Origin of the sequence: Mucilaginibacter celer, assembly GCF_003576455.2 — a bacterium.
Lineage (GTDB): Bacteria > Bacteroidota > Bacteroidia > Sphingobacteriales > Sphingobacteriaceae > Mucilaginibacter > Mucilaginibacter celer.
Genome location: NZ_CP032869.1, coordinates 4,508,634 through 4,526,178 on the forward strand (window position 1 = coordinate 4,508,634; position 17,545 = coordinate 4,526,178).

General features: G+C 41.3%; 17 protein-coding genes and 5 tRNA genes. 1 reads left to right on the plus strand and 21 read right to left on the minus strand.

Annotated features, from left to right (window positions below):
• Nucleotides 1-161: 161 nt before the first annotated feature.
• From rplL to HYN43_RS18365, 20 genes are all read right to left on the minus strand, one after another.
• Entirely contained in the window at nt 162-545 is a 384-nt protein-coding gene (rplL, locus tag HYN43_RS18270; RefSeq protein WP_022833154.1) for a 50S ribosomal protein L7/L12, read from the minus strand.
• 66 nt (nt 546-611) lie between these two features.
• Nucleotides 612-1,130 (minus strand): 50S ribosomal protein L10, encoded by a 519-nt coding sequence (gene rplJ / locus HYN43_RS18275; protein WP_090528670.1) that lies wholly within the window; start codon nt 1,128-1,130, stop codon nt 612-614.
• 2 nt (nt 1,131-1,132) lie between these two features.
• Nucleotides 1,133-1,831, minus strand: a complete 699-nt coding sequence (gene rplA, locus HYN43_RS18280; protein WP_090528673.1) for a 50S ribosomal protein L1 — start codon at nt 1,829-1,831, stop codon at nt 1,133-1,135.
• Between the two features lie 105 nt (nt 1,832-1,936).
• The gene (gene rplK / locus HYN43_RS18285) at nt 1,937-2,377 is read right to left on the minus strand and encodes a 50S ribosomal protein L11 (protein WP_119410720.1); all 441 of its coding nucleotides are present in this window, start codon (nt 2,375-2,377) and stop codon (nt 1,937-1,939) included.
• Between the two features lie 204 nt (nt 2,378-2,581).
• On the minus strand, nt 2,582-3,124 hold the full coding sequence (gene nusG / locus HYN43_RS18290) for a transcription termination/antitermination protein NusG (RefSeq protein WP_109608241.1): 543 nt from the start codon (nt 3,122-3,124) through the stop codon (nt 2,582-2,584).
• Nucleotides 3,125-3,140: 16 nt separating this feature from the next.
• The gene (gene secE, locus HYN43_RS18295; protein WP_119411277.1) at nt 3,141-3,335 is read right to left on the minus strand and encodes a preprotein translocase subunit SecE; all 195 of its coding nucleotides are present in this window, start codon (nt 3,333-3,335) and stop codon (nt 3,141-3,143) included.
• A gap of 18 nt (nt 3,336-3,353) precedes the next feature.
• Nucleotides 3,354-3,424 (minus strand) — tRNA-Trp (locus tag HYN43_RS18300).
• Between the two features lie 85 nt (nt 3,425-3,509).
• Nucleotides 3,510-4,697 carry an elongation factor Tu gene (tuf, locus tag HYN43_RS18305; protein WP_022833148.1) on the minus strand — a complete coding sequence of 396 codons (1,188 nt, stop codon included), beginning with the start codon at nt 4,695-4,697 and terminating at the stop codon, nt 3,510-3,512.
• A gap of 60 nt (nt 4,698-4,757) precedes the next feature.
• A tRNA-Thr gene (locus tag HYN43_RS18310) sits at nt 4,758-4,829 on the minus strand.
• An 88-nt stretch (nt 4,830-4,917) separates the two neighbouring features.
• Nucleotides 4,918-4,990: transfer RNA gene (locus tag HYN43_RS18315), tRNA-Gly, on the minus strand.
• 145 nt (nt 4,991-5,135) lie between these two features.
• Nucleotides 5,136-5,216, minus strand: a tRNA-Tyr gene (locus tag HYN43_RS18320).
• A 64-nt stretch (nt 5,217-5,280) separates the two neighbouring features.
• Nucleotides 5,281-5,353, minus strand: a tRNA-Thr gene (locus tag HYN43_RS18325).
• A 265-nt stretch (nt 5,354-5,618) separates the two neighbouring features.
• Nucleotides 5,619-5,966 carry a ribosome hibernation-promoting factor, HPF/YfiA family gene (hpf, locus tag HYN43_RS18330; RefSeq protein ID WP_119410721.1) on the minus strand — a complete coding sequence of 116 codons (348 nt, stop codon included), beginning with the start codon at nt 5,964-5,966 and terminating at the stop codon, nt 5,619-5,621.
• Nucleotides 5,967-5,978: 12 nt separating this feature from the next.
• A complete protein-coding gene (locus HYN43_RS18335; RefSeq protein ID WP_119410722.1) occupies nt 5,979-6,890 on the minus strand; it encodes a tyrosine-type recombinase/integrase in 912 nt (303 codons plus the stop codon).
• A gap of 94 nt (nt 6,891-6,984) precedes the next feature.
• A complete protein-coding gene (rpsU, locus tag HYN43_RS18340; RefSeq protein WP_022833144.1) occupies nt 6,985-7,176 on the minus strand; it encodes a 30S ribosomal protein S21 in 192 nt (63 codons plus the stop codon).
• A 163-nt stretch (nt 7,177-7,339) separates the two neighbouring features.
• Nucleotides 7,340-7,741: a hypothetical protein gene (locus HYN43_RS18345; protein ID WP_119410723.1), complete on the minus strand. Its 402-nt coding sequence runs from the start codon at nt 7,739-7,741 to the stop codon at nt 7,340-7,342.
• Between the two features lie 33 nt (nt 7,742-7,774).
• A complete protein-coding gene (locus HYN43_RS18350) occupies nt 7,775-8,533 on the minus strand; it encodes a hypothetical protein (protein ID WP_119410724.1) in 759 nt (252 codons plus the stop codon).
• Between the two features lie 92 nt (nt 8,534-8,625).
• Entirely contained in the window at nt 8,626-9,804 is a 1,179-nt protein-coding gene (locus HYN43_RS18355) for an acyl-CoA dehydrogenase (RefSeq protein ID WP_119410725.1), read from the minus strand.
• A gap of 873 nt (nt 9,805-10,677) precedes the next feature.
• A complete protein-coding gene (locus HYN43_RS18360) occupies nt 10,678-11,205 on the minus strand; it encodes an adenine phosphoribosyltransferase (RefSeq protein WP_119410726.1) in 528 nt (175 codons plus the stop codon).
• Nucleotides 11,202-12,071: a helix-hairpin-helix domain-containing protein gene (locus HYN43_RS18365; RefSeq protein ID WP_119410727.1), complete on the minus strand. Its 870-nt coding sequence runs from the start codon at nt 12,069-12,071 to the stop codon at nt 11,202-11,204. The genes HYN43_RS18360 and HYN43_RS18365 overlap by 4 nt, the downstream gene beginning before the upstream one ends.
• A gap of 76 nt (nt 12,072-12,147) precedes the next feature.
• Here HYN43_RS18365 and HYN43_RS18370 point away from each other — a divergent pair, with 76 nt between their 5' ends.
• Complete coding sequence (locus HYN43_RS18370; protein ID WP_119410728.1) at nt 12,148-13,902, plus strand: bifunctional lysophospholipid acyltransferase family protein/GNAT family N-acetyltransferase; 1,755 nt, start codon at nt 12,148-12,150, stop codon at nt 13,900-13,902.
• 134 nt (nt 13,903-14,036) lie between these two features.
• Here the strand turns inward: HYN43_RS18370 and HYN43_RS18375 are convergent, their stop codons facing one another.
• Nucleotides 14,037-17,345: a TonB-dependent receptor gene (locus HYN43_RS18375; RefSeq protein ID WP_119410729.1), complete on the minus strand. Its 3,309-nt coding sequence runs from the start codon at nt 17,343-17,345 to the stop codon at nt 14,037-14,039.
• Nucleotides 17,346-17,545: the final 200 nt, after the last annotated feature.

Below are 17,545 nucleotides of genomic sequence, written 5' to 3' on the forward strand. Positions count from 1 at the left end.
ACATGAGATTTAAAACGTGGATTTGAAAATCACTTATCTCAAATCTCATATCTCATATCTAACATCAAATGCTATCTCACATTTAATTCAAAACCTTATAAACAGCAATAGACCCCGACCGTTTATGGTCGGAGTCTTTAGCTATATTTCCGTGGGTTAAATTATTTAACCTCAACTACTGCGCCAGCTTCTTCTAATTGTTTTTTCAAAGATTCAGCTTCTTCTTTAGTTACACCGGTTTTAAGTTCTTTTGGTGCACCGTCAACAAGATCTTTAGCTTCTTTCAAGCCAAGGCCGGTTAAGTCTTTTACTAATTTAACAACTGCTAATTTAGCGCCACCAGCTTCTTTCAGGATAACGTCAAATGCAGTTTGCTCAGCAGCAGCTGGAGCAGCATCGCCACCGTCAGCAGCAGGAGCAGCAACAGCCACAGCTGCAGCAGCAGGCTCAATACCATACTCGTCTTTCAAGATTTGAGCTAATTCGTTTACTTCTTTTACTGTTAAGTTTACCAACTGTTCAGCAAACGCTTTTAAATCCGCCATTTTATTTTAAATTTTTACTTTTAATGCTTTTTGTTTGTTATTGTCGAACTTTAATGAGGTGTCCGATTAACCTCTTTCCTGTAATGTTTTTACGAGGCCTGCAATAGTAGTTCCGCCTGATTGTAGAGCAGAAAGTACATTTTTGGCAGGTGATTGAAGTAAGCCAACTATCTCGCCGATCAGTTGTTCTTTCGATTTCAGCTTGGTTAAAGTATCCAGTTGGTTATCACCAATAAATACTGCCGAATCAATATAGGCTGCTTTTAAAATTGGTTTTTCACCTGTTTTCCTTAATTGTTTGATCAACTTTGCCGGAGCAGTTGCTGATTTTGAGAAAAGGATTGATGATGAACCTTTTAATACATCATATATCGGGCTAAAATCGCCGCCTGCAGCTTCCATAGCTTTTTTAATTAAGCTATTTTTGGTTACCTGCATCGTAATGTCGTTTTCAAAACATTTGCGGCGGATATTGTTGATCTTGGCTACAGTCAGGTCTGAAGTATCAGTGATATAAAAATTACCATACTCTTTGATCTGCTCAGTAAGGGCTACAACAAGGTCGTATTTTTCTTCTTTATTCATGATTAGATCCCCGCTACTGATTTAGTTTCAACTGTAATACCAGGCGACATAGTTGAAGAGATATGAATGCTCTTGAAATATGTTCCTTTTGCTGCAGAAGGTTTTAATTTAGAGATTGTTTGCAATACTTCTAATGCATTCTCATAAATTTTATCTGCAGAGAAAGATGCTTTACCTATCGAAGTGTGGATGATACCGGTTTTGTCAACCTTGAAGTCAATTTTACCACCTTTTACCTCAGTTACAGCTTTACCAACCTCTGGGGTTACTGTACCTGATTTAGGGTTAGGCATCAAGTTACGTGGACCTAAAATACGACCCAAACGACCAACTTTAGCCATAACACTTGGCATAGTGATGATAATATCAACATCAGTCCATCCGCCTTCAATCTTGGCGATATAATCATCCAAACCTACGTAATCTGCACCTGCGTCTTTAGCTTCTTGCTCCTTATCAGGAGTACAAAGTACTAATACACGTACAGTTTTACCGGTACCATGAGGTAATGTTGCAATACCACGCACCATTTGATTGGCTTTACGTGGGTCAACACCTAAACGAACGTCTATATCAACTGATGAATCAAATTTGGTTAAGGTTAATTCCTTTACCAATGCAGATGCATCCTGTAATGTGTACGATTTGTTTGCCTCAATTTTGGAGAGTGCCACTTTTTGATTTTTTGTTAATCTTGCCACTGTCTTTAAACTGATTTGTATAAATTAATAATTTCTCAATTTCGAATTTCGGAATTTCGATTTCGGAATTAAATCCGAACTCCCAAATCCGACGTCCGAAATCAATTAGTTCCAGGGAGCTGTACCAGATACAGTAATTCCCATGCTGCGGGCAGTGCCTGCTACCATTTTCATGGCCGATTCAACTGTGAACGCGTTCAAGTCAACCATTTTATCTTTGGCGATAGTCTCAACCTGTTCCCAGTTTACGCTGGCAACTTTTTTACGGTTAGGCTCGGCCGAACCACTCTTTAAACCGGTAGCTTCCAATAACTGGATAGCAACGGGAGGGGTTTTGATGATAAATTCGAATGATTTGTCAACATAAACAGTAATCAAAACAGGCAATATTTTCCCAGGTTTGTCTTGGGTACGTGCATTAAATTGCTTGCAAAACTCCATGATGTTCACACCTTTTGCACCCAATGCAGGGCCAATTGGTGGTGATGGGTTTGCAGCGCCGGCTTTAACTTGCAGCTTAACCATTGCACCGATCTCTTTTGCCATTTTAATTTACTTTAATTATAAACTCAATGTTAGTACGTGGAAGCTTAGTAACATTTAAGATCTTTAATTTGGCAGCTGTTGTAAAGGCTAAGCCTTAAATTTTAACGCTTTCTTAATACTCAGCGCTGCCGTTTTTAATATTTTGTATGTAAGTTTATCATGTGATAGTACCCGCCTTCCATTTGGGTACTGATGATAAAAAAACTATTCTTTCTCTACCTGCATGTAATTCAATTCGAGCGGCGTACGACGACCGAATATCTTTACCATTACCTTCAACTTCTTCTTCTCTTCGTTTACCTCTTCGATAACACCGCTGAAGCCGTTGAAAGGGCCATCCATAACTTTAACGTTTTCGCCTACATAGTAAGGAACGTTCATAGTCTCGGCCTGGCTTGTCATCTCGTCAACCTTACCTAAAATACGGTTAACTTCTGATTGACGCAGCGGAATAGCGTTTCCGGCTTTATCACCCAGGAAACCTATAACGCTGTTAATGTTTTTAATAATGTGCTCGGTTTCGCCATCTAAAACGGCTTCCATTAACACATAGCCCGGAAAGTAGTTACGCTCTTTAGCTATCTTCTTTCCATCGCGCATCTGGTAATACTTTTCGGTAGGTATTAATACCTGTGGTACCAAATGACTGATGCCCAAACGGCTAATTTCGGCATCAATATACTGTTTAACTTTTTTTTCTTTACCGCTAATGGCCCTAACTACATACCATTTCAATTGATCACTCATTCTCGTCTCCCTGATATTAAGTTAGCGATGTATAAAACAGTTTAAGCAAATAGTTAATGATCTGGTCCATACCTAAAATAACCAAAGCAATAATGATTGCCGCAACCAATACCAAAACAGCGCTGCTTTGCAGCTCGCGCCATGTAGGCCAGGTAACCTTTTCGGTTAACTCGATATACGACTCTTTAATATATTCAGCTACACTTGCCATCTTTATATTGTGCTTAAGCACGGGAACAAGGATTCGAACCCTGATCAAAGGTTTTGGAGACCTCTATTCTACCGTTGAACTATTCCCGTGTATTATGTTTTATAATAAGAAAACATAAGTTTGCCGTTGAAGGCTAAACTTATGTTTTCAAATTAACCTTTTATTGAAATGTTATTACTTAACGATTTCAGTTACCTGGCCAGCACCTACAGTCCTGCCACCTTCACGGATAGCGAAACGTAAGCCTTTTTCCATAGCGATTGCGTTGATCAATTTTACGTTGATTGTAACGTTATCACCTGGCATAACCATTTCTACACCTGGTTCTAATGAAATCTCACCAGTAACGTCAGTGGTACGGAAATAGAATTGTGGACGGTATTTGTTGAAGAATGGAGTGTGACGGCCACCTTCTGCTTTTGATAATACGTAAACTTCTGCTTTGAAATCGGTGTGAGGAGTTACTGAACCTGGTTTACAGATAACCATACCACGACGGATATCAGTTTTCTCAATACCACGTAACAATAAACCTACGTTGTCACCAGCTTCACCACGGTCAAGGATTTTGCGGAACATCTCAACACCGGTTACGGTTGATTTCAAGTTCTCAGCACCCATACCCAAGATGTCAACAGGCTCGCCAGAGTTGATTACACCACGCTCGATACGACCAGTTGCTACAGTACCACGACCAGTGATCGAGAATACGTCTTCAACCGGCATCAGGAATGGAAGATCTGTCAAACGTGGAGGGATTGGGATGTAGCTATCTACAGCATCCATCAATTCCATGATTTTTTCAACCCATTTTGGATCAGCGTTCAAGCCACCCAAAGCAGAACCTTGAATAACCGGGATATCATCACCTGGGAATTCGTAGAATGATAATAATTCACGAACTTCCATTTCTACCAACTCCAATAATTCAGGATCATCAACCATGTCAACTTTGTTCATGAAAACAACAAGTGCAGGTACACCTACCTGACGAGCTAACAGGATGTGCTCACGAGTTTGAGGCATTGGGCCGTCAGTAGCAGCAACTACGATGATAGCACCGTCCATCTGAGCAGCACCGGTAACCATGTTTTTCACGTAATCCGCGTGACCTGGACAGTCAACGTGTGCGTAGTGACGGTTAGCAGTTGAATATTCAACGTGGGCAGTGTTGATAGTGATACCACGCTCTTTTTCTTCAGGAGCAGAGTCAATTGAATCAAATGAACGAGCTTCTGATAAACCTTTGTCAGCCAAAACTTTAGTGATAGCTGCGGTAAGGGTTGTTTTACCGTGGTCAACGTGACCGATTGTACCGATGTTTAAGTGCGGCTTACTGCGGTCAAACTTTTCTTTTGCCATGATCTATAAATTATTTTTGTAGGTTAATTTAACTTTAATGTAATGTTTTAAATAACACTGAGCCAACAACGGGATTTGAACCCGTGACCTCTTCCTTACCAAGGAAGTGCTCTACCACTGAGCTACGTCGGCTTATATTTTTCAGTTTGCAGTAGCAGTTTCCAGTTTGCAGTAGCTTTTTAACTGCCAACTGCTTACGACCAACTGCCTTCTGTTACTGAGCGGAAGACGAGGTTCGAACTCGCGACCTATAGCTTGGAAGGCTATCGCTCTACCAACTGAGCTACTTCCGCTTGTTCAGTTTGCAGTTTGTAGTTTTCAGCTTGCAGGTAATCTGCTCACCGATCCTCATCACTGAAACCTCCTTAATCAAGTTAGCAGTTTACAATCCGGTTAACTATTGCTAACTGAAAACTGCAAACTGCTTACTCAATAAAGTGGGGGGAGAAGGATTCGAACCTTCGTAGCCGAAGCAACGGATTTACAGTCCGTCCCATTTGACCGCTCTGGTATCCCCCCGGTAGTTTATCCCGGTTTGTGATGTCCAAAATTGAAGCTAAACACCTCAATCCGAAAAAAACTGAGCCTCCTATCGGGATCGAACCAATGACCTACTGATTACAAGTCAGTTGCTCTACCAGCTGAGCTAAGGAGGCTTTTATTTTTACTTTGCCTTTACGTTATTTTAAGACTGTGTGCCTTTCGATAACGGAGCGCAAAACTAATAAGCTTTTTGATATTTTAAAGAACTATTTTAACTTTTTTTTGAGGTGTTAAAACTTGCCAAATTGCGGCGCTGTACCTCCCCCGAAACGGGACTGCAAATCTACAAAAAATAACACCACGTCAAAATTTTTTATCAAAAAAAATCGACAGGCGGTAAACCTGTCGATTTCTGAGCTAAAAAAGCCCTTTTTAATATTAAAAACCGTCTTCGGCAGCCGTTAATATGGCTTTCTTGGCCGAGGCATCGGCTATTGCTTTCTTTTGTTTATGCTTTTCAATCTGTTTACGAAGGCTTTCGATGGCCAGATCAGTAGCTTCTTCAAAGCTTTTGCATTTTTCTTTTGCAAAGATCTGGTTACCCGGCAGCTGCACTTTTATTTCGGTTATTTTGTTACACTCATCTTCCACATTTTCAAGCTTTAAGTAAACTTCACCGCTAATAATATGGTCATAAAACGTGTCAAGCTTATCAGCTTTCTTCTGAATAAAATCTAATAGTTTCTTGTCTGCGGTGAAATGAATTGACTGCACTGTAATTTTCATGTTTCCTCCTTTTTAAGCCTTTGGATGGGCGAGTTTATAAATAGATTTTAGTCTTTCAACTGAATTGTGCGTATAGATTTGGGTTGCGCTGAGGTTGGCATGACCCAAAAGTTCTTTGATCGAATTTAAATCGGCTCCTTTATTTAACAATGTTGTTGCAAACGTATGCCGCAGCACATGCGGGCTACGTTTGCTTTGGGTTGATATGTTGGAAAGGTATTTCTGCACTATTAAATATATCATAGCCGGATAAGCCCCGGCTCCTTTATTTGTAACGATTAATGTGAAGGAATTGTTATCAAAATTTTGATTTTTCTTTAAGTCGATATACTCCTTCAGCAGATTCTTCAGCTCCGTATTCACGGGGATAATGCGTTCTTTATTGCGCTTGCCTAATACTTTCACTACCCCATCGTGCAAGTTAACGTCCTGTTCTTTAACGCCTAACAGTTCGGCCAGGCGCATGCCGGTGCCAAACAACATTTCGATGATCAGTTTATCGCGCCGGCCTTCAAAATCGGCCGAAAAAATTTCGTCGCTATCCAGCATTTCGGTAAGGCGGTCGCCCTCCACCACCACCGGCAGGCTTTTGGGTATTTTTTGCGATTGGATGCGCGAGGCCGGGTTGGTTTCAATAACACCTTCCTGCAGTAAAAATTTAAAGTATTTGCGCAGCGTGGCCATTTTGCGGTTAACCGAACGGGCCAGCATTTTTTGGTCAATCAATTCAACCATCCAGTTACGGATGTGATGATAGCTTATTTGGGATGGATGCGTAATTTCCGGCTCGGGCGCGGGATCTGCGTTACCGGGATTGTTCAGGAAGAGCATGAACTGATCCAGATCAGACTGATAAGCGGTTACTGTATGTGCTGAGTACCGCTTTTCGTACTTGATGTATTGGATAAAACGCTCTGAAAACATAAAAAACTATTTATACATCCGGAATGATGAATGTACAAATAGTTTTAATATAGTGTCAAGAAATTAATAAATTCTTTTCAACAAAAAAAAGAACTTAAACTGTTTCCTGGTTTAAACCTTGTTTATAGATTGCATGTTTAACAACATGACGACGGGTTACAGATTTCTTTTCGAAAGCCTGACGACTACGTAGTTCTCTTAAAACACCTGTTTTTTCGAATTTTTTCTTGAAGCGTTTCAATGCTTTGTCTAATGATTCGCCGTCTTTTACGTTAATAATGATCATAATTCCTAAAATACCTCCTTTCAAGGGAGGGCAAAGATAATCACAATGTTTTGAATATCAAACAGGGAGGGTGGAATTTATTTATCTTTTTGAAATTACACCGATTAATGGGGGATTACACCAATTGATTGGCGCATTGAATTATTTCATAGTGATCTCCGCTTTATTCCGGGGCAATGGTTGTTTTGTAATCAAGAATTACCTTTTCTCCACTCTTTCTATATACCTCCAACAGGAAAGATCCTTTTATTTTATGTAGCGAGTCGCCTGCTTCAATTTTGCTTTTCCAAGTAGGTTCAATTCGATATACCGTTTTATCTTTTAAAATGGCTGTTCGCATATTATGATTGGGTTTATCATTATATACAGTATCCACAACGCCATTAACTGTTTCTAACGAATCCCGTAGAATAATACTTTCTCTCATGGAAAGTCCAAAAACAGCATTGTAGCTAACAAACAATACGAGGCAAAATGGTATAGAGCAGAAAATGCAGTAGATAATTATTTTGTCAATCTTTTGCATGTTATCTAATATCTCTTGCTGCGCCCTATTATTTTTCATTGATTCGGTTACTTTTCCGGATGCAAAAAAACGTTATCTCATAACAACCTCATTGCTCCAGATAACATTGGCCATTTTTTTACTATGCGCCAACGCGTAAATATTAAGTGGCAGTTGATTACCCACTTTATATTTAAACAGGCTCATACCTATCTTAAAGTTTTTAGGCGCAAATGGCTTACTATCGCCCATATCTGTTAAAAAGCAAACCGGTATATTAAATACTGCTTGCTGATAGGGTGCCACTTTAAAAATTTCAGGCCCATTTTTCCAGCATTTCGTCATTAATAATAATTGTGCGTTCTGTTTGTCGGTGCGAAATATATCAAGCCGAGAACACACCATATTTATATATTTTAATGTATCGGCACTTTGGTTACTTAGTATTACCGGCACAAACGCGTAAATGCCCCGGTGAAGTTTACCATCATAAACGCACAAGGTATCTTTTGCCTGCCGAATAGAATCCTGGTTTATGGTAATTGTAAAGTTCTCACGGTCAGATGCCGAAAGCGCTTCAAGTACCGGCTGGACAAAATTGTTAAGCTTATGCCGGTAAAAATTGAGTTTGACATTTGATCTGCTTTTATTCCTCCCACTACGAATTAGTTGAGCGTTTGCAAAACCCGAATCCGACCGCATAGCTGTTACAGGAGATAACAAAAGCGGGGTATCGCTTTTTGCCGGCACCGTGATACTTTTTCCGGTATCCAATTTCGCCAACTGGAACCTTCCGTAGCTTTTACCTAAAACTGCAAACAGAAGAATGATAATAAGGCACGGCTTTTTCATTCTTAAAAATACTATGTATTTAAGAAAACAAAATGTTAAATATTGTTAAGCCATCCCAACCACTCACCTAATCACCCCAATCAACCACTCACCTACCTCAGCACCTCCCTGCTAATCACAATCTTCTGTATCTCGCTCGTCCCCTCGCCTATGGTACACAACTTGGCGTCCCGATAAAATTTCTCTACCGGGAAATCCTTGGTATAACCATATCCACCGAAAATCTGCACAGCCTCTGTAGCTGTACGTACAGCAGTTTCCGAAGCATAATACTTAGCCATAGCCGATTGCTTGCTCACCGGCAAGTGGCGGTTTTTCAAATCGGCGGCCTGCATTACCAGTAGTTCGGCAGCTTCAATTTCGGTAGCCATATCTGCCAGTTTAAAGGCTATCCCTTGAAAATTGCTGATAGGCTGGCCAAACTGGTGGCGCTCTTTAGCATAGGCAACCGCCGCCTCGAAAGCACCTTTGGCTATTCCTAATGATAGGGCAGCTATTGAGATACGGCCGCCATCCAGCACAGCCATGGCCTGTTTAAAGCCTTCGCCCTCAACGCCCAGTAAATTTTCTTTAGGTACGCGGCAATTATCAAAAATAAGCTCGGTAGTTTCTGAAGCACGCATACCCAGTTTATTCTCCTTTTTACCATGTGTAAAACCGGGAGTTCCCTTCTCAATCACCAAGGCCGAAATTCCATGCGAATCGCCTTTATGACCTGTGCGCACCATCACCACCGCCACATTGCCCGATTTACCGTGGGTAATCCAGTTTTTTGATCCGTTCACCACATAATGGTCGCCATCCAACACAGCAGTAGTGTTCATGTGCAACGCGTCTGATCCGGTGTTGGCCTCGGTTAATCCCCAGGCACCAAGCCATTCGGCAGTGGCCAGTTTGGGCAGCCATTTATGCTTTTGCTCTTCGTTGCCAAAAGCAAGAATATGCCCTGTGCAAAGCGAGTTGTGTGCCGCAACCGATAAACCTATCGCACCGCAAACTTTAGCAATTTCGCTTATCACGGTAACATATTCAAAGTAGCCAAAGCCCGAGCCGCCGTATTGTTCGGGCACAAAAACGCCCATCATACCAAGCTCGCCAAGCTGCTTAAATAAATCTATCGGGAAGTGCTGGGCCTCGTCCCATTCCATTACATGAGGTTTAATATAGCGTTCGGCAAAATCGCGGGCCATCTGGCCTACCATCTGCTGGTTTTCGTTCATACCAAAATCATACCCGCCGTTTTGAGGGGTATCAGTTAACAAAGCATCCATAATTTATAATTGGTTATTAACAAAATAACGTATAAAAAACGGGATTGGTTTGCTGTGCAATACAGCCAAATAATGAACAGATTGGTATCTGGTATGAATTATAGGTTTAGTTTGGATAGGGTGGTTTTTGGGAGGGGAAATTGGTAGAAAATAATTTGTCTGAATCAGAATTTACAGAATTTGAGAATTAGCAGAATGTTGTCTGAACTCGAATTTGGGGGAATTAAGTGAATTGACAGAATGCAGGGTAAGTTGTCTGAACCGGGATTTGGGAAGATTTTTAGGATTTATAGGATTCGTTTAGCTCATGTTAATCCCATAAATCATGGTTCAGAAAAAATCAACGTAATCAAGAAAATCAACGGTTCAAAATATGGGCGTTGCCTGCGGCCGGGATAGAGGTTAGTGATTTGAGATCAGAGATTAGTATGCATCGACAAATTACATCACTTTCCCATAACTTATCCCGGCAATACGCATTATCAAAATCTCCGCAAACAAAACTCCCGGCCTTTGCATAGTTAAAAGTCATGAAGCGAAGCCCCTTTTACTTTGCGTCTCAGCCTCTTTGCGATTTTAAAACTCTACAAGCGATAACCACCCAACTTTGCGTCTCCGCGCCTTTGCGTGCCTAATACTATACAAGCGATAGCTGCCCAGCTTTGCGCCTCAGCCTCTTTGCGATCTTAAAACTCCACAAGCAATAACCACCCAGCTTTGCGTCTCCGCGCCTTTGCGTGCCTAAAACTATACAAGCGATAGCCGCCCAGCTTTGCGCCTCAGCCTCTTTGCGATCTTAAAACTCTACAAGCGATAACCACCCAGCTTTGCGTCTCCGCGCCTTTGCGTGCCTAAAACTATACAAGCGATAGCCTAATAATCAGCCAACACCACCAGCTTATCGCAAATAGGCGCAATCCGCTCCTTCCCATCCAAAAAGCCCAGCCCCACCACAAACGAAAAGCCGCAAACCACACCGCCCATCTCTTTAATTAACTCGCTGGCTGCAGTTACCGTCCCTCCGGTAGCTAACAAATCATCATGCAATAAAATATGTTGCCCCGGTTCAAAGGCATCGGTATGCATTTCGATAGTGGCTGTACCGTATTCAAGCTTATACGCTTTTTGTTTAATTGTAAATGGCAGCTTACCAGCCTTCCGTACGGGCACAAATGGTACACCCAGGCGGGTAGCTAACGATAATCCAAATAAGAAACCACGGCTTTCCACGCCGGCCACAGCGTCAATCCGGATACCCTGCAATTGCTCAACAAAGGCATCTACAATTTTTTCGCAAAGGGCAGGGTCCTTCAGTATCGGGGTAATATCTTTAAATACAATCCCCGGTTTAGGAAAATCAGGAATATCGCGTATGGCTGCTTTAATTTGCTCGGCTATCATTTGAAAATTAAATAAGGCTCAATTTTACGTAAAATTTGGGCATTTAAGATGGCAATATTTTCCAGATCTTTTATAGAGTGGTAACTGCCGTGCTCATCGCGGTAAGCCACGATGGCATCCATCTGCTTAAAACTCAAATACGGAAAGCGCTTCAAATCATTAAACATAGCCCTGTTGATATTCACTTTTACAATCTGCCGGCTATCAACACTTACGCCATCTTTCATCTGGTTATACTTTCCCTCATCAATACCATAAACTTCCTTCAGTTGTTCTTTACTGTAAAACCCTCCTACCCGCTCCCGGTAATGAACAATGCGCCGGGCAAAAGCCGGACCAATCCCCCTGATCATGGTTAACCTTGCCGAGTCGGCACTATTAATCTCTATTACTTCGCCGGGTTTGGCTTTGTGAATGATGTAAGCCGGTCCATCCGGCAAATCAATATAAGGCTCAAGCCTTTTATAAGTTTCAGCATTGATGCTATACATTTTCTGTACATCGCCTTTGGTATAAAAGCGGCCGCCTTTTTCCTGGTAATGTTTAATTACCGTGGCCTGGTGTTGGCTCAATCCCATTTTCACCCAATCGGCAACAGTTAATTTATTGGGGTTAAAGTGAGTTATAAGCGGGTGTAGCACCGGGGCAGCCTTGCTTAATTCCGCGTCATCAGTATCAAAACCGGCATTTTTGGTTATCGTATTCGCCGCTTTATCAAAAGTGTTAAAGTTTATTGTCTTATCTTTGTGGTTTGCCTGATAGATGTAGGGTGCCGCTAAAACCAAAGCAATTAAAATAATCAATACTACCATTCCGTTCCATTCTTTTTTGCTGATGGACAGGTAGTGTTTGATTTGCGGGATCATTATAAAGGTTATCAGCTGTTAAATTAAATAAAAATTTAAGATATTTATTTGTTAAAACATACTGCTTATAAACAATATGAAAGTTATAACCACCGAAGAGTTTGCCAAAGCCACCAAACTGGATAAGCTGAAAATGCCGGGCCTGGCCGCTTTATTGATGGAGCTAATGAAAATAAACCAGGTTAACGACCTGTTTGCCCAGGCCCAACCCAAGCAAGGCCCCGATTTTGTGGACGCTATTTTAGAAGGCTGCGGCATCGACATTGAGTTTGACGAACGCGAACTGCGCAACATCCCTAAAGATGGCGCATTTATAGCCATTGCCAACCACCCCTACGGCGGTATTGAAGGCATGGTACTATTAAAAATATTATGCATGGCCCGTCCGGATTCGAAACTGATGGCCAACTTCCTGCTTAAAAAGATCCCTAACCTGGCCGATTATTTTATAGCTGTAAACCCATTTGAGAACGTTGAGCATTCATCAAGCATCAGCGGCCTAAAAAACACTTTAGAGCTTTTAAGTAATGGCACGCCAATCGGTATATTCCCGGCTGGCGAGGTATCAACTTTTAAAGTAGAACAAAAACAGGTAACCGACCGTATGTGGCACCCGGTTGTGGGTAAAATTATTGCTAAGGCCAAAGTACCGGTTGTGCCTATTTACTTCCATGGTAATAACGGGTTGTTGTTCAACTTCCTGAGCTTGCTGCACCCGGCTTTGCGTACTGCCAAATTACCATCCGAGTTATTTAACAAGCATGGCCATACCATTAAACTACGCATCGGTAAACCAATTGATGTAACCGATATTCCGGATTATACTAACAGTACTAAACTGCTTAATTTTTTACGCGCCCGAACCTATGCCTTGGGTACCGGTTTGGAAGAAGAGAAAAAGATTTTCAGTCCGCGTAACCTGTTTAAAATTAAGCGCGAAGCTGAAGATATTACGCCGGAGATTGACAGCACCATTTTAGATAAAGAGATTGAACCGCTGCGCGAAAATTATAAAGTGTGGACGGAGAAAAACTACGAGGTATTTATCGTACCAACCTCAACCATACCTAACGTGATCCGTGAAATAGGCAGGCTGCGCGAGATCACCTTCCGCGAAGTTGGCGAAGGTACCAACAAGGCTATCGACCTTGACGAGTACGATATTTATTATCACCACCTGTTTATCTGGGATTTTGAAGCAAAACGTATTGTTGGTGCTTACCGCATTGGTTTGGGCGACGAGATTTTTTACAGCGTTGGTAAAAAAGGATTCTACATCAACGAGCTGTTTAAGCTAAAAACCCAGTTTACACCTGTGCTGCGCCGCAGCCTTGAATTAGGCCGCTCATGGATCCGCAAGGAATACCAAACCAAACCACTCCCACTGTTTTTACTTTGGAAGGGCATTCTGAAATTCCTGATAGATAACCCGAGATACCGTTACCTGATTGGCCCGGTAAGTATCAGCAACTCATTCTCCAAATTTTCCAAATCGCTTATTGTTGATTATATCAACCGCAACCATTTTGATCATGAAATGGCGCAGTACGTTAAACCGCGCAAAAAATTCAAGGTTGATTTTGCCAAAATTGATACCGACCTGCTCATGGCCGGCGAAGATACTTTTAAAGGCCTGGATAACCTGATATCAGAAGTGGAAACCCGCAATATGAAGGTACCGGTATTACTTCGCCAGTACATTGCCCTTAATGCCAAAATCATCAGCTTTAACATCGACCCTAAATTTGCCGATTGTTTGGATGGTTTCCTGGTGCTGGATCTGGAAAATGTGCCGCAGGATACTTTGGAAAAACTGGGAAGGAATTTGTAAATAAAGATATCTTTTAATAAGAAAAAGGAGAAGTTGTTAAACTCTCCTTTTTGGCTCTACACAGTACAAAAAACGCCCCCGATAATATCGGGGGCGTTTCACGTTTAATCTTAACATTGTTTGTTTTACAATAATTACCAGCTGTAACGTAAACCAAACTGCATTTGCCAGCGTGAGGCGAACAAATCAACTGAGTATGGAATACCCGGGTTGGTGAAGTTGTAAGTTGGGTATGAAGCAACGTTACCATCTTTAACAAAGGTTGGGCCGCCAGATGCTCCAGGCAATTTGCTTACCGGTGTTAAACCAACGCTTGCTGATGAGTTGAAGGTATTTGCTGAGAAATAATACTGACCCCATTTTTTGTTCAACAGGTTGGTAAGGTTGATGATATCATAAGTAAATGTTAACATCTGTTTGTGCTTACCATTACCAAATTTAAAATCCTGAGTGAAACGGAAATCTAATTGGTTATTCCATGGAGTGAAAGCAGCATTACGCTCGGTAAATTTACCACGACGTGAGCTTAAGTATTTGTCGCCATCAATGTAAGCGTCAAATTCTGCTACTTGTTGAGCGGCAGTTTTTACCACAACACCACTTTTTACCTGATCAACTATAAAGTTAGCTGTTTCGCCTTTGTTAGGAATATAAGCTAAACTTAATTGCTGGCCTGTTCCGTCGATAGCTTTTGGATAAGTATCCCATGTATATGGGTTACCGCTTTGCGCGCTAAAGAAGAATGAGAAGTTAGCGGTGTAGTTATGACCAGCATCCCAATCATGTTTAAAGTTTACGTTTGATACGATGCGGTGACGGATATCAAAGTTCGAATTTGCTAAACCCGGGTTGTTAGGATTTAAAGCCTGGTTTAACTGCCAGTTTGACTCCATCGAGTTACGGATACCGTTGGTAACATCTTTAGAGTGACCATAGGTATAAGCAACCGACGCGTTTAAAGCACTTTGTGGATTGAACTGGGTAAATTTAGATACCTGTACAGTCGCACTGTAACGATAACCTTCGTTGGTGTTTGATAACAGGTAAGCATTGGTATAATTCGAATTTATTTTTTTATTAATAAATATCGGCTGTAGGTGTTGCGTATCATAAGGATAATAAGTTACACTATCCTTAGTGTTTACCTGCTGAAATTTCAAGTCGTGAATAACTTTGGTATAGATACCTTCAGCTGTAAATTTCCACTGGTCATCAGTAGTATAGTCAACAGCTAAACTGCTTCTCCAAACTTGTGGCATTTTGAAGTTATTGTCAATCATATCCACCTGGGTGGCACCGCTGGCAGAAGTGTTAAAGTTTTGTTGTTGATTAACATAATTTAATCCGCCGTTTGGAGATGCTTGCACCGGATTAGTTCCAGCTTTCTGAACCGGCGGATTTGCGTCATAAGCACCATAAGTAGCACCGTTATTATAGAACGCGTAACCAAACCATGCAAAAGGAACACGACCTGTAAAGAAACCGCTACCACCACGTAAAATAACGCTTTGATCGCCGTTAGCATCATAGTTAAATGATACACGTGGGTTCCACTCTATGTTACTCAGGTAATTTTGTTTGATATCTCTTGGCTTGGTATAGGTGTAGGTAGTGCCGTAGTTTGGATCAACCGGAGCATTGGTTGTTTTATCGCTCAATGGTTGTTTATTAGGCACTCCAGCGTAATCAGCGCGTAGAGCTACAGTCAATTTGAAATTATCAGATAACTGAATTTCGTCCTGGCCATATAAGCTCAACAGGTTAACTTTAAACTTAGCAGATGGATTAGCTAAGATATAATCACGTGTGTTGTTAGTGTAATTAAAGTTAGTACGTACACGTGATGGGTTATTGTTAACAAAATCTTCAATGCTGTTATAAGCTACACGACCATTCCATGCGTTAACAAAATTATAAGTAATGTTGTAAAACTCGTTGTGTGTACCAAAAGTGAACGTGTGTTTGCCTTTAACCAAGGTTAGGTTATCAGTAAACTCAGCAGTTTTCTGATGCATATCAAAAATCGAAGCCTCGCGGTCGGTACCCATAAAGATAGTTGTACCGGTACCGCGGCCTGTAATCTCGATTTGCGGTAATGACGGATCTGAGTTAGGGTCACGATAATCGTGAACTGCTGAATAACCAAGCACTAAGCTATTGCTTAAGCTATTGTTAAACCTTGATTTTAATTCTGCAACAGTTGAAGTTGAGTTATTATGTGAAGTGTAATCAATACCGCTGAAACGGAAGTTTTGCTGATCGCGCTCTAAGTTAGTAGCTTTTGAGGTGATGGTATTGTTACGGATGGTTAACTGGTTGTGATCATCAATATTCCAATCCAAACGGTTAAAGAATTTGTTTGAATTAGAGAAGATGGTAGTGTTATTATAAGTCCCTGGATCGATACCGCCTGTAAATGATTTAAACGCGGCAACCAATTTATCACCATCGGCCTGGCTCAGGATATTGGCTGCACCATTGTGATCTAAACCACGGATAACAGGATCCTGCCTGCGGGCGATCTCCTCGTTGGTAAAGAAGAATAATTTGTTTTTAATGATTGGGAAACCTAAACGGATACCAGTTTGGTAATCATGAAAATCGTTCAGTTTTGAACCGTCGCCACCTAACGCAGCTTTAGCATTGTTAGCGCCAACCATGAATGAACCACGACCGTAACCATAAACAGCACCGGTAAAATCATTTGTACCGCTACGGGTTACAGCGTTGATACTACCACCTAATACGTTACCAATTTTGATATCGTAAGGAGCAACATAAACCTGAATATCCTGAATAGCGTCTAACGAGATTGGGCTTGTACGGGTACTGCTACCTACCTGGCCCGAAGCATTGTTCTGGCCACCTAATGAAGGGCTGAAACCGATAGCATCATTATTGATAGCACCGTCTAAGGTTACGTTATTGTAACGGTAGTTGGTACCCTGAAACGAGTTGTTATTGCTTTGAGGAGTGTTACGGGTTAAATCCTGCAAGCTGCGGTTAATTGATGGCGCAGTACGGATCTGGTTTTGGTTGATACGGGTACTTGCACCTGTTTTAGTTGGACCGGCAGACGCCCTAACTTTAACTTCCTGCAGGGTAGTAGTTTCGTCCTGCAATACGAAGTTGAAAGTAGCGTTACCTAATTGTAAGGTAATATCGCTGCGTTCGTCTTTTTTGTAACCAACAAAAGAAGCGCTGATGGTGTAAGGGCCACCGGCGTTGATGTTGTTTACCGAATAACGGCCTTCGGCATTGGTTTGAGCGCCGTACCTGGTGCCCGTGCTGGTATTAACCACAGAAATGGTTACTCCCGGAAGTGAAGCACCTTTCTGATCTGTTACTTTACCGGTAAGTACCGAGGTGGTAATCTGGGCGTTGGCAACGCCGGCAACCCCGATAATCATCAGTGTTAAAATAATAAAGTAGAGCTTTTTCATTTGTGATTTTTTGATGCACAAAGGTGCCCAGACAATGTTAAGTTTATATTAACATGAGATTATTATATTAACAACTGCTTAATGTTTTCTTTTTTCCTTAACATTAGACATTTAACATACAATTAAAAATCACTGATTATCAATCAATTAAAAACAAACACCAAACAAGAATGTTAATTTTTCATTTATCATTGATTGCA

Bases quoted from the DNA above. Each gene is read 5' to 3' on its own strand.
- rplL (WP_022833154.1), bottom strand. From the start codon at position 545: ATGGCGGATTTAAAAGCGTTTGCTGAACAGTTGGTAAACTTAACAGTA.
- rplJ (WP_090528670.1), bottom strand. From the start codon at position 1,130: ATGAATAAAGAAGAAAAATACGACCTTGTTGTAGCCCTTACTGAGCAG.
- rplK (WP_119410720.1), bottom strand. From the start codon at position 2,377: ATGGCAAAAGAGATCGGTGCAATGGTTAAGCTGCAAGTTAAAGCCGGC.
- nusG (WP_109608241.1), bottom strand. From the start codon at position 3,124: ATGAGTGATCAATTGAAATGGTATGTAGTTAGGGCCATTAGCGGTAAA.
- secE (WP_119411277.1), bottom strand. From the start codon at position 3,335: ATGGCAAGTGTAGCTGAATATATTAAAGAGTCGTATATCGAGTTAACC.
- tuf (WP_022833148.1), bottom strand. From the start codon at position 4,697: ATGGCAAAAGAAAAGTTTGACCGCAGTAAGCCGCACTTAAACATCGGT.
- hpf (WP_119410721.1), bottom strand. From the start codon at position 5,966: ATGAAAATTACAGTGCAGTCAATTCATTTCACCGCAGACAAGAAACTA.
- HYN43_RS18335 (WP_119410722.1), bottom strand. From the start codon at position 6,890: ATGTTTTCAGAGCGTTTTATCCAATACATCAAGTACGAAAAGCGGTAC.
- rpsU (WP_022833144.1), bottom strand. From the start codon at position 7,176: ATGATCATTATTAACGTAAAAGACGGCGAATCATTAGACAAAGCATTG.
- HYN43_RS18345 (WP_119410723.1), bottom strand. From the start codon at position 7,741: ATGAAAAATAATAGGGCGCAGCAAGAGATATTAGATAACATGCAAAAG.
- HYN43_RS18350 (WP_119410724.1), bottom strand. From the start codon at position 8,533: ATGAAAAAGCCGTGCCTTATTATCATTCTTCTGTTTGCAGTTTTAGGT.
- HYN43_RS18355 (WP_119410725.1), bottom strand. From the start codon at position 9,804: ATGGATGCTTTGTTAACTGATACCCCTCAAAACGGCGGGTATGATTTT.
- HYN43_RS18360 (WP_119410726.1), bottom strand. From the start codon at position 11,205: ATGATAGCCGAGCAAATTAAAGCAGCCATACGCGATATTCCTGATTTT.
- HYN43_RS18365 (WP_119410727.1), bottom strand. From the start codon at position 12,071: ATGATCCCGCAAATCAAACACTACCTGTCCATCAGCAAAAAAGAATGG.
- HYN43_RS18370 (WP_119410728.1), top strand. From the start codon at position 12,148: ATGAAAGTTATAACCACCGAAGAGTTTGCCAAAGCCACCAAACTGGAT.
- HYN43_RS18375 (WP_119410729.1), bottom strand. From the start codon at position 17,345: ATGAAAAAGCTCTACTTTATTATTTTAACACTGATGATTATCGGGGTT.